The organism is Paenibacillus sp. NEAU-GSW1, assembly GCF_009737085.1.
Classification (GTDB): domain Bacteria; phylum Bacillota; class Bacilli; order Paenibacillales; family Paenibacillaceae; genus Pristimantibacillus.
In genome coordinates, this window is record NZ_WOVL01000019.1 from 63,212 (window position 1) to 76,129 (window position 12,918).

General features: G+C 49.6%; 13 protein-coding genes. 11 read left to right on the forward strand and 2 right to left on the reverse strand.

Annotation, left to right across the window (positions count from 1 at the left end; all coding sequences use genetic code 11):
- Position 1 precedes the first annotated feature (1 nt).
- The 6 genes from GOM71_RS15645 (at position 2) to GOM71_RS15670 (ending at position 7,201) form a co-directional block, all read left to right on the forward strand.
- Complete coding sequence (locus tag GOM71_RS15645) at positions 2-970, forward strand: thymidylate synthase (RefSeq protein ID WP_156282714.1); 969 nt, start codon at positions 2-4, stop codon at positions 968-970.
- Positions 971-983: 13 nt separating this feature from the next.
- Positions 984-1,487, forward strand: coding sequence for a dihydrofolate reductase (locus GOM71_RS15650; RefSeq protein ID WP_156282716.1), 504 nt, complete (start codon positions 984-986; stop codon positions 1,485-1,487).
- A 193-nt stretch (positions 1,488-1,680) separates the two neighbouring features.
- A complete protein-coding gene (locus GOM71_RS15655) occupies positions 1,681-3,168 on the forward strand; it encodes a glutamate synthase subunit beta (protein WP_156282718.1) in 1,488 nt (495 codons plus the stop codon).
- Between the two features lie 108 nt (positions 3,169-3,276).
- A complete protein-coding gene (locus GOM71_RS15660) occupies positions 3,277-3,591 on the forward strand; it encodes a hypothetical protein (protein ID WP_156282719.1) in 315 nt (104 codons plus the stop codon).
- Positions 3,592-3,722: 131 nt separating this feature from the next.
- Positions 3,723-4,895, forward strand: a complete 1,173-nt coding sequence (locus GOM71_RS15665; protein ID WP_156282721.1) for a glucosaminidase domain-containing protein — start codon at positions 3,723-3,725, stop codon at positions 4,893-4,895.
- Positions 4,892-7,201, forward strand: coding sequence for a type IA DNA topoisomerase (locus GOM71_RS15670; RefSeq protein ID WP_156282723.1), 2,310 nt, complete (start codon positions 4,892-4,894; stop codon positions 7,199-7,201). The genes GOM71_RS15665 and GOM71_RS15670 overlap by 4 nt, the downstream gene beginning before the upstream one ends.
- A 70-nt stretch (positions 7,202-7,271) precedes the next feature.
- Here the strand turns inward: GOM71_RS15670 and GOM71_RS15675 are convergent, their stop codons facing one another.
- A complete protein-coding gene (locus GOM71_RS15675) occupies positions 7,272-8,006 on the reverse strand; it encodes an HAD family hydrolase (protein ID WP_156282724.1) in 735 nt (244 codons plus the stop codon).
- A gap of 139 nt (positions 8,007-8,145) precedes the next feature.
- On the opposite strand from GOM71_RS15675, the gene GOM71_RS23910 reads away from it, so the two are divergent.
- Entirely contained in the window at positions 8,146-8,283 is a 138-nt protein-coding gene (locus GOM71_RS23910; RefSeq protein WP_173275686.1) for a hypothetical protein, read from the forward strand.
- An 83-nt stretch (positions 8,284-8,366) separates the two neighbouring features.
- Here the strand turns inward: GOM71_RS23910 and GOM71_RS15680 are convergent, their stop codons facing one another.
- Complete coding sequence (locus tag GOM71_RS15680) at positions 8,367-8,591, reverse strand: hypothetical protein (protein WP_156282726.1); 225 nt, start codon at positions 8,589-8,591, stop codon at positions 8,367-8,369.
- 165 nt (positions 8,592-8,756) lie between these two features.
- Between GOM71_RS15680 and GOM71_RS15685 the strand changes: the two genes are divergently transcribed.
- From GOM71_RS15685 to GOM71_RS15700, 4 genes are all read left to right on the forward strand, one after another.
- A complete protein-coding gene (locus GOM71_RS15685; RefSeq protein WP_156282727.1) occupies positions 8,757-9,482 on the forward strand; it encodes a phosphonate ABC transporter ATP-binding protein in 726 nt (241 codons plus the stop codon).
- 95 nt (positions 9,483-9,577) lie between these two features.
- Positions 9,578-10,189, forward strand: coding sequence for a DUF3298 and DUF4163 domain-containing protein (locus GOM71_RS15690; protein ID WP_156282728.1), 612 nt, complete (start codon positions 9,578-9,580; stop codon positions 10,187-10,189).
- A 101-nt stretch (positions 10,190-10,290) separates the two neighbouring features.
- Positions 10,291-11,913, forward strand: coding sequence for an amino acid permease (locus GOM71_RS15695; protein WP_173275689.1), 1,623 nt, complete (start codon positions 10,291-10,293; stop codon positions 11,911-11,913).
- 282 nt (positions 11,914-12,195) lie between these two features.
- A complete protein-coding gene (locus tag GOM71_RS15700) occupies positions 12,196-12,882 on the forward strand; it encodes an MOSC domain-containing protein (protein ID WP_253944872.1) in 687 nt (228 codons plus the stop codon).
- The last annotated feature ends 36 nt before the right edge of the window (positions 12,883-12,918 follow it).

Genomic DNA, 12,918 nt, shown 5'->3' on the forward strand with positions numbered 1-12,918 from the left:
TATGTTGAACAATTATAATAGCGAGAATGAATATTTGAAATTGCTTCGTCACGTCTTGAAGGAAGGGACGCGCAAAGACGACCGGACGGGAACGGGGACGATATCGGTATTCGGTTATCAAATGCGTTTCAATCTTCAGGAGGGCTTCCCGCTTCTGACGACCAAGCGTGTTCCATTTAGACTTATTGTGAGCGAGCTGCTCTGGTTTATTAAAGGAGATACAAATATCCGTTACTTGCTCCAGCACAACAATAATATTTGGAACGAGTGGGCATTTAAAAAGTGGATAGAGAGCGATCAGTATAAAGGACCGGATATGACGAATTTTGGTCTGCGCTCCCAGACGGACGAAGCGTTTGCGGCCGTTTATGAAGAACAAATGGCGCTTTTTAAATCGCGTATTTTGGAAGACGACGCTTTTGCCGGTGAATTCGGCGAGCTTGGCAACGTTTACGGCAAGCAATGGCGGGAGTGGAAGACGACTCGCGGCGACAGCGTTGATCAATTGAAGGATGTCATCCATTCGATCAAAACAAACCCGGATTCACGCAGACTGATCGTTTCGGCATGGAATCCGGAAGATGTGCCGACGAATATGGCGTTGCCTCCATGTCATACCATGTTTCAATTTTATGTTGCGGACGGCAAGCTTTCCTGCCAATTGTATCAGCGGAGCGGAGATGCTTTTCTCGGCGTTCCGTTCAACATTGCGAGCTACGCGTTATTGACGCATCTCATTGCGCATGAATGCGGGCTTGCGGTCGGCGATTTCGTGCATACTTTTGGCGACGCCCATATTTATGTCAATCATTTATACCAAATCCAGAAGCAATTGGAACGAGCGCCTCGCGAATTGCCTCAATTGGTCATCAGCCCGTCGGTCAATTCGATTTTTGATGTAGACGTTGCGGATATCACAGTTGATAACTATAACCCTCATCCGGCTATAAAAGCGCCGGTAGCGGTATAGGGAGGATAATCAAATGCCAATTACGATGATTGCAGCAATGGATCGCAATCGCACGATCGGCTTCGGCAATCGATTGCCTTGGAAGCTCCCTGCAGAGATGGCTTTCTTTAAAAAAATGACAACCGGCAAGACCGTCTTGATGGGCCGCAAAACGTTTGAATCGCTGCGCAGCAAGCCGCTGCCGAATCGCCGCAACGTTATTTTGACGAGAGTGCAGGGCGCTTCTTTTGAAGGCTGCGAGACGGTTCATTCCGTCCGGGAAGCAATTGAACGGTACGGCAATGAAGATTTGATGGTCATTGGCGGAGCGGATATTTACTCGCAGTTTTTGCCGCATGCGGACAAGCTGCTGCTGACGGAAGTGCATACCGAGGTTGCAGAAGGCGACGCTTATTTCCCGGAGATCAGCCCCTTGGAATGGTCGCTGGCACATTCCGAGCCATACGAGCAAGACGAAGCAAATATGTTCAGCTTTACTTTCCAAACGTTTACTCGTTCGGGACAGAATGGAGTATAAGACGAACGTTATGTCATAAAGTACAAATGATTGTACGGATAATCCATATACGACATGCAATCGGAATGATACGATTTTTAGAAACGGTTTGTTCAAAAATATTGTTGAATATTTGTCGTATTCCCGCTATAGTTTGAGAGAGAAAAGCGATACAGAAGAAGCTTCGGGAATAACGGATGGAGGAAATGCGAGCATGTCTACACCTACAGGATTTATGGAATATAAGCGCCAGATTCCGGTTGATCGCGATCCGATTGAACGGATTAAAGACTGGAATGAATTTCATAAGCATTTGTCTGATGAACAGCTTCGTACGCAGGGCGCGCGCTGCATGGACTGCGGAACGCCATACTGCCATACAGGCATGGAGCTTGCCGGAAATGCTTCCGGTTGCCCTGTCAACAACTTGATTCCAGAGTGGAACAACTTGATTTACCGCGGATTGTGGCGCGAAGCGCTCGACCGTTTGCACAAAACGAACAATTTCCCTGAGTTTACGGGACGCGTATGTCCGGCGCCGTGCGAGGGTTCTTGTACAGTCGGGCTGATCGGCGATGCGGTGACGATCAAAACGATCGAGCAAGCGATTATCGACCGCGGCTTCGAAGAAGGCTGGGTCGTACCTCAACCGCCTAAAGTGCGCACCGGAAAACGCGTTGCAGTAGTCGGTTCCGGCCCTGCAGGCATGGCAGCGGCTGCACAACTGAACAAAGCCGGCCATACAGTAACGGTATATGAGCGCGCTGACCGTATTGGCGGTTTGCTCACTTACGGTATCCCTACAATGAAACTGGAGAAACATGTCGTTCAACGCCGTGTTGATCTGATGACAGAAGAGGGCATTGAGTTCGTAACAAATACGGAAATCGGCAAAGACATTTCCGCTGAAGAATTGAAACAAAACTTCGATGCTGTAGTATTGTGCGGCGGCGCTACGAAAGCGCGCGAAGTGGATATTGAAGGTCGTGAATTGAACGGCGTTCATATGGCTATGGATTATTTGAACGGTACAATTAAGAGCTACCTGGACTCCAACCTGGAGGACGGCAACTATATTAACGCCAAAGACAAGCATGTTATCGTAATTGGCGGCGGCGACACAGGTACGGACTGCGTTGCTACAGCTTTGCGTCATGGCTGCAAATCGGTTACTCAATTCGGCACGCATGCGAAAGCTCCGTTGGAGCGCGACAGAGTGAACAATCCTTGGCCGCAATTCCCGAACGTATATACGCTCGATTATGCGCATGAGGAAGCAAAAGCGCTGTATGGCGAAGATCCGCGCGCATTCTCCGTTCTGACGAAGAAATTTGTCGGCGACGAGAACGGCAATTTGAAAGAGCTGCACACGGTACAAATCGAACGTACGGTTGATGAAACCGGCCGTAAAGTTTATAAAGAAATCCCGGGCACAGAAAAAGTATGGCCTTGTGATCTCGTATTCATCGCTGTTGGCTTTGAAGGTCCTGAGAACACGATTATCAATCAGCTCGGCCTTGAGCAAGACCGTCGTTCTAACGTTAAAGCGGCTTACGGCAAATATACGACTAATGTTGATAAAGTATTTGCAGCAGGCGATATGCGCCGCGGCCAAAGCTTGGTTGTATGGGCGATTAACGAAGGACGCGAGGCTGCTCGCGAAGTAGATAAATATTTGATGGGGTCGACACAGCTGCCTTAAGCAGCGGATCCGACCGACTGTTTGCATAGCATGCAACAATAGAAAAGCGCCTTCGGGCGCTTTTCTTTTCATGTTGAAAACGAGTTAAAAAGAGGAGGTTTTCTGACGATGATTAAATATGGGCTGGATCGGGTGACAGAGCTTCAGTTTGACGCGTTTCATCCGACGATCGAAAAAAGGGACGGCGGGCAATGGGTAGACATAACGCTCCGATTTGAGCTTGCTTCGGAAACGCCTGTGCCTGACGATTTGATCGATTTCAGCGGTTTGGTCATTACGACGCTTTCTGGCGCAATCGCTCAGATTGTTCCGCAGGATGAGGATACAGATTGCGAATATCAATTTACAACGTTTGAGAAAGAGCAAATTCGCGCATTTATTGAGAGCGACGAAGTACAGCAGCTAATTGCGAATCTATCCTAGCGGATGAATACGATTCCAATTTTTGAGACTCAATTGAGGAAAGTTGTGGTAAAATCGGTATGGGATGACGTAATAATGGAGGATTCAAAAAGTAACGGACTTTTTGAATAACTTTTAAGGAGCGATTCGTCATGGCTGCCGAGGAAGCATACGTGCTTTCGCCAAATGATATAAGTAAAATCAGGCGATATGTTCAGCATAAATATGCGGAAATGCCACATGAGAGAAAAGTGGAAATCGTAGCAGATGCGGTTGGCCGCATTATACATAAGCAGCTTCCAGAGTTCGAAATCGAGCTGAAGAAGCAATTGACGGCTGCATTAATTCGCACGGTTGTCGTTGAACGGCAAGTGGCTGTTCGTACCGACGATATATTTGAGGTGTGTTTAAATGAGCTTGACCGGACGGATAAGCCCGTCATCGAGCAGCTTCGTCGATGGACGGAGCAACATTTAAACAGTCAGATAGACTCGCTGCGCTTTGTCCAACTATTGGACGAGCTGACCTGCAGCACCGACTTAGCTCAAGTTGAAGGCGCTTTAAGCTGGCAGCGTTTGAAAGAGCGGATTGGCGATGAACGAAAGCGCGCGGAGTCGGGTTCAGATTCAAGCAGTCCAGCGCTAGCCGATGTGATTGCCCTGCCTGTGCAGATGCCTCATTCAGCAACGGAAAAGGCGAATGCGGCACGGGTGTATCGGCCGTACGTTTATGGGCTGCTTTGTCTGCTGCTGATTGGCACGATGGCGGTTTTCGGTTGGTCGATGACGCCGTTCTCGGGTCATAATAAGGAGCAGCCGAAAGTTCAGATTGTTGATCCGGAACCAGTTAAGCCGATTGGAGACGGGCTGCCTGCCGAGCTGCGGTATACGCAGGTGGACAAACAATGGTTAGCTTCATTTTTGGAAAGCAAATCTTCGATTCTAGCTGAAAAGGCATATATGAACGAGATTATCGCTTCGGCGGAAGCATTCGATATTCATCCGCTGTTGCTTTTTGCGATTACGGGGCAAGAACAGGCTTTTGTGCCGAAAACGAACAAGTATGCAAGAAAGATTGCGAACAATCCGTTTAATGTGTTCCATAGCTGGAAGGAATACAATACGACGATTCGCGATTCCGCAGATATTGCGTCGAGAACAATTGTCCGTTTAAGTAAAAATCGGCCGGAGCAAATCGATCCGATTACATGGATCAATCGTGAATATGCGGAAGATCCGAATTGGTCGAAAGGCGTAAGCACGATATTTGCTTCAATGAAGCGTCAAATGGAAACGACAAGCCAAACTAAAGAGGCGATAGATTGAAAACGTTAATTATTGCCGAAAAACCGGATATGGGCCGTACGATTGCAGCGGTTGTCGAACCGAAAGCAGCTAATCGCAGAACGTATCTGGAAGGCGAGAACTATATTATAACTTGGGCGATAGGACATTTGGTCGCTCTTGCAGAACCCGATCAATATGACACCCGTTATAAAAAATGGAATGCTAATGATTTGCCGATTATACCGCAGCAATTCAAGCTTTGGCCCAATCCGCGGACAAAGGATCAGTTGAAGCAGATCGGCGAGCTGGCGAAGCGATGCGGCCGTCTCGTTAACGCATGCGATGCCGGGCGGGAAGGTCAGCTTATTTTTCATTATATACGCCAATATTTAAAGCTTTCGCAGCCGACGGAACGTCTCTGGATTTCCGACCTTACGCCGGAAACGATCCGCAAAGGCTTTGATTCGCTCCGCAGCGATGTGGAGTACGATCCGTTAACGAGAGCGGCGAGAGCGCGAAGTGAAGCGGACTGGTTGATCGGTATGAACGCGTCACGGGCATTTACGATCCGCCATAAGGAGCTGCTTTCTGTCGGACGGGTGCAAACGCCGGTACTTGCGCTGCTTTATGATCGACATAAGGAAATTACCGCATTTCAATCTGATATGTATTATGTTGTTAAAGCCAGCTTCGATCAGGAAGGGTTTAGTTATAGCGGCATCTGGCAGGGCGACCGGATAACGGATAAAGCGAAGGCTGAAGCGCTCGCTGCGAAGACGAAGGACAAGCCTGGCGTCATCACCGATTATCAAGTAACAGAGTCCAAAGAATATCCATTCCGGCTCCATGACTTAACGCTTCTGCAGCGAGAGGCGAACGGCAGGTACGGCTATTCGGCGAAAAAAACGCTGGATATAGCGCAGTCGCTTTACGAGAAGCATAAAGTGATTACGTATCCTCGGACCAACTCCAACTATGTAACGGAAGAAAACTTGCCCGTTATGCAGAAGGTGCTGTCGATGCTGCAGGGTACGGACGCTTATAGGGAGCTTGCAGGCGGTGCCGATCGCAGCCGCGTCCATAAAGGCAATAAAGCGGTATGCAATCCTGCTAAGGTTGAGGATCACCATGCGATCATGCCGACTCCGAAACGGGTGTCAGGCTTAAATTCGGAAGAACAAAATATTTACGATATGATCGTAAGACGGTTTTTGTCTCATTATTATCCGCCGGCGGTATATAAAAACCATGTCGTGCTTACGGATGTTGAGGGCGAAACGTTTCGCTCGAAAGCGAAGGAACAGCTCGAACCGGGTTGGAAAGTTGTTCAACAGCAACAGGAGTCCGCCTCTGCAACGACTGGTAAAAAGGGCAAGAAGAAAAATGATGAATCGGGCGCAAGCGATGAAGAAGAGCTTGAAACCGATCAACCGTTTCAGCTGAATGCGGACAAGCCGGTTCATTGTACCGCAACCGAAGCGATGGAGAAGACGACGCAGCCGCCAAAAGCGTTTACGGAAGGTACGCTGCTTAAAGCAATGGAAAGCGCAGGCAAGTCGATGGAAAACGATGAACTGCGCGAAGCGATGAAGGATACCGGCCTCGGTACGCCTGCTACTCGTGCGGCGACGATTGAAAGGCTGAAATATGTCGGCTATATTACGCTTTCCGGCAAGAAGCTTGAAATTTCTTCGAAAGGGATTGCCGCAATCGAGCTTATTCGCGGAGCAGGCGTGGAATTGCTGGCTTCGCCTGAGATGACAGGCAGATGGGAGCAGCGCTTGCACCAAATATCGCGAGGCGAAGCTTCCGACGATCAATTTATTGCGAAGGTCAAGCAATTTGCCACGATGGTAGTTGAGAAGGTTCGGCTGCAACGGCCTGCGGCTCCTGGAACATTCGAGGTGAAGGAGCGGTCGACAGGCGGAGGCAAAGGAAAAGGCGGCAACGGCGCGAAAAGGACGAAAGGCGAAAAAAGCTCCGGTGCTCCGAAGACAAGCGCCAGTACAATGTCTGGCAAGAGCTCAGACTTAAACGCTTCGAATTCTTCTTCAGCGCCGGCTTCCCGTGAAACAATTGGCGCATGCCCGCGCTCAGGCTGCAACGGACATATTATTGAGGGCAAGCGAGGTTATGGCTGCAGCGCTTTTCGCGAAGGCTGCAAGTTTGTCATTTGGAAAGAACAGCAGGGCAAAACGATCTCGCTGACAATGGTTAAAGCGCTGCTGGAGAAAGGCTCGACCAACGTTCTTTCGTTCAAGCAAGCAGACGGAAGCAGCGTCAAAGGGAAACTAATGCTGACCGATCGCGAAACCGGAACGATTTTGCAGCAAACGATGGAGTAATGAAAGAGAAGATTAATGAGGTTAAATAAAAACAGCTGTCGATCATTTCGACAGCTGTTTTTATTTCGGTTTAACGTTTAATGTACTGTTGGATGGCATTCGGCACTTCAAGCAGTTTGTCCAATGTGAAAAAAGCGCCTTTCGGCTGTACGTCGATCTGCACGACATTATATTGCCATTCGGATTCGGCTCGCATATGGATGGCGTGGATTCCAGCCGTAAGAGCAGGGACAACGTCGGTGCGGATCGAGTTGCCGATCATCCAAGTATGGCTGCGATCATAGCCGCCGTCCGTAAGAATTTGCTCAAGTGCTGCGCTATTCTTGTGCTGACGGATATAAATGCGCTGGCCGAAATAGCTTTCCAGCTGCATGCGTTCAATCTTGCGGCGTTGGATGGTCAGTTCCCCGCCCGTATATAAATGAAGCTCATGTCCGCTCGCAGCGAGCGAGTCGAGCGTTTCTTCCATATGCGGATAAGGCTCGGTCTCGTGTTCGTAAACGCTGAGGCCCAATTTCCAGAGCAAATCCTGCTCCTTCGAAGAACGCTTGCGCCCAGTCAGTGTACTAAAGTGGACATATGTATCTATAAACGATTGCGGAAAATGTTCGCTCTTGAAGCCTAACACCGCAATTCCGGCTATATCGATCTCGGTTTGCTTCGTTCGCACCGCTTCGGCGCTAATGCCTTCATAGCCGGAGAACCAAGTCGTCATGGCATCGACAAATTGGTCGATGACCAAATAAAAATATTTATTGCAATGGATGAGCGTGTCGTCCAGATCGAAAAATATGTGCTGTTTCATGTGAAGTACAGCTCCTTTAACCGTGGTCGTATGAACAATCTACCGTAATGGAGCCGTTTCGTCAAATAAGCGGGGGGAATGAGCGAAAACATTATAAAATATGTAAATTATCCTCATAATGATAATGGAGGTGAAAAGTATGCCAATAAACAAAAGTGACAAAAAGCATAATCGTCAAAATGATTCAAGCATCAAAGAGGAAGCGGTCAGCTCAAAGCTTAATAAATTTGCTAATCGTCCGCCAAGCTTGAACGGAATCAACAAGCAGCTTCCGTAGTCTTGCGCGGCACATAAAAAGCTGAGCGGCGGAGAGCAGGGCAGCTGGCGCTGCTCGTCTCCGCCGCATAAAGCGAATGGCTGTTATGCGTATTTCCGCTGCGAAGCGGCCAGTTGATTTTTAATGAATACGATGCGCCGGCGAATATAAAAATCGAGGCTGTCCCCTTTCAAATCATTGGGCGAGATCACCTCCTCCGAACGATTATCGATAATCGTCAGCGCTCCGTCCGAATAAAATTTAAACGTTAAGTCGCGGCGCGGCCAAGCTTTCTCTTCATACCGAAAATTTTCGCAGATGTTTCCCATGGTGATCCAGCCTCCTTAATAATTCAAATAGGTTTTTTGCTCGCCAATAGAACGTTTGTTCCTATTTCCATTATAGCAAACATTTGTTCGCGTGGAAACTGTTTTTTGTTTCCCTTAAACTAGATTTATAGAAACGGCAAGCAACCATGGAGGGGCGCGCATCGAATGATAAGAGTCATGAATTTATCCAAAACAATTCCAGGCGGACCAAAGGTATTGAACAATATTAGTTTTGAGTCTGGCGAAGGACAATTTATTGCAATTAAAGGAGCGAGCGGCAGCGGCAAATCGATGCTGCTGAAATGTCTCTCCCTTCAGGAGAAGTGGACGAGCGGCGAGTATCGTTTTGACGGCGTCGACGTCTTCAAGAAGGGCTTTGCAGAACGGCTAAAGGTAAAACGTGAAATCGCTTACCTCGAAGAGAAGCCGTCGCTCTATCCGAACAAAACCGGCTTGAAGAACGTCGTCATCGGTTCCGTTACGCAAACGCCCGCATGGCGGAGATGGACGGGCATGGTTCGCAACGACGATTACATGGGCGCAATGGATACGATTGAAAAAATGGGTCTGCTGGATAAGGCACATCAGCAAGCCGGCAAAATGAGCGGCGGCGAGCAGCAGCGGATTGCAATTGCCCGTGCGCTTGTGCACGGCGCCAAAGTGATCGCGGCGGACGAGCCCGTTGCCGGACTTGACCCTCATACGGCCGACCGCGTATTAAGCGATTTAAAGAAGCTTTGCCAAGAGCAAGGCGTCATCGTTATCGCCGTATTGCATCAAGGAGACTGGGCGGAGCGTTATGCGGATCGGATTCTTGGCTTGAACAACGGCGAGCTGGTGTTGGATGTAAAGGGCAGAAGACTGACCGAGCGGGAGAAAATGCTGCTGTAAATCTTTTAAGAGCGATAAATCAATAGGGTGGCATGAGATGGACTGTCTCTTCATAGAATGAAGCATCTAACCTAAATAGGGCAGGTGTCTTCTTAATGGCATTCCAATCTCCCGTCATTGTGCAATCATCCCGAGCCGTCTTTCCGAAAGCGGTGCTTTGGCTGCCTCATGTGAGCGGCGGCCCTAACGAGGCGGCGATCAAGAAGATTAATGAATCGATTAGGCAAGGGGCGCAGCAGCTGGTAGCCGATCAAGGGTCGCTCGAGGATCCGAGGTCTGAAATGCAAGGCTTTTACGAGGTGAAAACGAACGAGAAGGATATACTCAGCCTTTCTCTATACAATTACGCTTATACGGGCGGGGCTCACGGCTTGACGCTTCAGCAGCCGCTGACGTTCAAAGTTTCAACCGGGCAGTCATACGTATTAAGCGATCTGTTTAAGCCGGGCAGCGATTACGTTAATCGGCTGTCTGATATAATTAGCGAACAGATCAAAGAAAGAGATATAAGCACAATCGAGCCTTTCGATAAGATAAGGCCGGACCAATATTTTTATATTGCCGATCGGTCGCTCGTTATTTTTTTCGCGTTGTATGAGCTTACGCCTTACGCTTATGGATTTCCGTATTTTCCGATTTCGGTTTATGATCTGCTCGATATTATAGACGAGAACGGACCGCTTGGAATCATGGCGCAAAACAACTAATAATTCATCCCGGCAACTATACTAAGTTTAGACGGCTTCGCATTGACTACTTGATGCGAAGCTTCTTTTGTTGCAAAACTAATTCGCAAGGGGATGGTGCGATGGCTGCTGTCATGCTTGGCATGGTTTTGTATATGGCCGTTTGTGCCGCTGCTGTTGCTATTGGTCATAAAGCGCAAAAAAACGTTCATTCGTCCGGTCATTCCAGCATGACCAGTTATTCGTATGTTCAGGCGCAACAGGATAAGCATGATTTAAACCGGTTCGGATTAGCGCAGCAGTTTAGAAGAAAATACGGATCGTTGGGCTCGTTCGGGTTAAGCTTCAACTCAATGGGCGTAATCGGCGCGGCAGTATTGTTCCTCGGGCCTGCGATTCAGCAGGGCGGTCCGTCAACTGTTGCCGTCGGCTTGCCGATCGCCGCCTTCTTCGCGCTTGCCGTCAGCGCAACGCTTGCAGAGCTGTCTTCGGCTGTGCCGACTTCAGGCGGCGTTTATCATTGGGCCTCTGCGATCGGAAGAAGGGTGTGGGGGTGGTATGCCGGCTGGTTTCAGCTTGCGGGAAGCGTCGCGATGACCGCATTGTTCAATGGAGCCTTCGCTTTGGCGCTCGATGCGATCCTTTCGGCAAGACTCCAATACGAGAGCGAGTGGTGGACGATCGGTTTGTTGGCGGTCGCGGCAACCGCTTCGCAAGCGGCGATACAGCATAGAGGAACAGCTATTATTGCGACGGTTCAAATTGCGGGGTTCTGGCTGCAGGCTGCAATTGCTGTTTCGATAATCGGCGGTTTGGCATTTTTGTTATGGCCGGGCGTTTATTCGCCGGAGCTGCTCTATGCATTTCGTGACGGCGGGCTTGACGGGGCCGTTCAGCCCTGGCCGTTTCTGGCAGGCGTTCTGCTATTGAATAAACTGTTTGTCGGTATGGATGGCGCGGCGCACGGATCGGAAGAGACGCATGATCCGCGCATTCGAGTTCCGTGGGCGATATTTCTGTCCGCCGCATACAGCTATATTATTGGGCTAGTCCTGTTTTTATTCGTTGTGCTCCTATTTCCGGTATGGGGAGGGAATGGCTGGACAGAAGTAAAAGAAGGCGTGTTCTTATCCGCCGCTCTGCACGGCGCGGCCGGCTCTCCGATCATCGCGCTTGCGATTGCCTGCGCTTTATGGGGAAGCGGGTTTACGACGCTTGGAAGCTGTTCGCGCGCCATCTTTTGCATGGCGCGGGATCAGGCGCTGCCGTTCAGCCCCGTTTGGAGCCGAGTAACGGCAGAGGCGCAATCGCCGCGGAATGCAATCTGGCTTGCAGCTGCCTTAACTTACGTGCTGTTTATCGCTGTGCGGTTGCTTACCGGTGAAAATTTTGCCGTTGTACTGAATGGATTTGCGATGATCTGCACGAATATCGCTTATGCGATTCCGATAGCGCTCTTAATAAAGCTTCAAGGCCGTCATCGTCTGCTGGACGATGCGCCATGGCGGCTTGGCAGCTGGGGAATGACGATTTACAAAACAGCGTTTGTCTGGCTGCTCGCCACAGCGGTATTGGCAATCGCCGCTACGGGATGGGAGGCGGCATTTGGTATTGTCTTGTTATATGCCGTTGCCTCATTTGCGAATCGAAAGTATGGCGCGCGGCATTTGGCAAAGCTGCAAAGCCGGTTGAAGCGGCCTCGCGGCGAAATTATCAGAATGGAAAGAAAATTCGATCTTCATTGATTGAGCGTGCAGACCGGGGAAATAACTGCCGGGAAATGAGTCGATAACGATAGTTATTTCCCGGGGAAGCGCATAATCCTACAGAAATGATACGTTTTCGACAATGCGGTGATGGATTGAAGGCGATAGTGTCGAAAACGGCGAATCCCTGTACTTTTCAGACTATTTTCTGAAGATAGCCGGCTGGGCATTAGGGAGGATTGGCCCTCAATTGTTTTGCCATCTTCTCCCTGATACGATTATAATAGAACTATTCATCACATCTGAAATGGGGGCGGGAAATTGAATGCGATTGTTAGCAGCAGCAATATAGTATCGCTAAATATCGGTCAACCGGTCTCGGCCAAGCATGGCGATAAGCCGATAATGACCGCGATTTTCAAATCGGCGACCGATGACTCGATCAAGCTTGGCCGAACTGGTCATGCTGGCGACGGGCAAGCCGATACCGTCAATCATGGCGGTCCGGATAAAGCGGTATGCGCGTATTTCGACCGTCATTATCCGTATTGGCAGGAGCAGTTCGGACGTCCTTTGGATTATGGCGCATTTGGGGAAAACTGGACGCTTGCAGAATGGTCGGAGCATGATCTGTGCATCGGCGATATTATCCGGGCAGGCGAAGTCACTGTACAAGTAAGCCAGCCTCGCGTCCCGTGCTATAAGCTGGGCGTCAGACACCAACGGCCGGCGCTGACTGCAGAGGTGCAGGAAACCGGCTTCTCGGGGTTTTATTTCCGGGTATTAGAGGAAGGAAATATTGCTTCCGGAACTTCGGTTGAATTGGTGGAGCGTGATCCAGCCGGCATAACGATCGCAGAAGCTAACCGTATTATGTTTCGGGCCAAGAGGGACGAGTCGGCGATTCAATCGCTGCTGGTAGTGTCTGCGCTTGCGGACAGCTGGAGAGAAACGCTGACGGAAAGGCTTCGTAAGCTGCAGCAGGACGATCAGCCTCAACAAGCTTGACGCTTTAATCGGCAGTGACCGCGGAGCAAGTAAACA

Bases quoted from the DNA above. Each gene is read 5' to 3' on its own strand.
- GOM71_RS15695 (WP_173275689.1), top strand. From the start codon at position 10,291: ATGGCTGCTGTCATGCTTGGCATGGTTTTGTATATGGCCGTTTGTGCC.
- GOM71_RS15665 (WP_156282721.1), top strand. From the start codon at position 3,723: ATGGCTGCCGAGGAAGCATACGTGCTTTCGCCAAATGATATAAGTAAA.
- GOM71_RS15650 (WP_156282716.1), top strand. From the start codon at position 984: ATGCCAATTACGATGATTGCAGCAATGGATCGCAATCGCACGATCGGC.
- GOM71_RS15675 (WP_156282724.1), bottom strand. From the start codon at position 8,006: ATGAAACAGCACATATTTTTCGATCTGGACGACACGCTCATCCATTGC.
- GOM71_RS15690 (WP_156282728.1), top strand. From the start codon at position 9,578: ATGGCATTCCAATCTCCCGTCATTGTGCAATCATCCCGAGCCGTCTTT.
- GOM71_RS23910 (WP_173275686.1), top strand. From the start codon at position 8,146: ATGCCAATAAACAAAAGTGACAAAAAGCATAATCGTCAAAATGATTCA.
- GOM71_RS15685 (WP_156282727.1), top strand. From the start codon at position 8,757: ATGATAAGAGTCATGAATTTATCCAAAACAATTCCAGGCGGACCAAAG.
- GOM71_RS15655 (WP_156282718.1), top strand. From the start codon at position 1,681: ATGTCTACACCTACAGGATTTATGGAATATAAGCGCCAGATTCCGGTT.
- GOM71_RS15680 (WP_156282726.1), bottom strand. From the start codon at position 8,591: ATGGGAAACATCTGCGAAAATTTTCGGTATGAAGAGAAAGCTTGGCCG.
- GOM71_RS15645 (WP_156282714.1), top strand. From the start codon at position 2: ATGTTGAACAATTATAATAGCGAGAATGAATATTTGAAATTGCTTCGT.
- GOM71_RS15660 (WP_156282719.1), top strand. From the start codon at position 3,277: ATGATTAAATATGGGCTGGATCGGGTGACAGAGCTTCAGTTTGACGCG.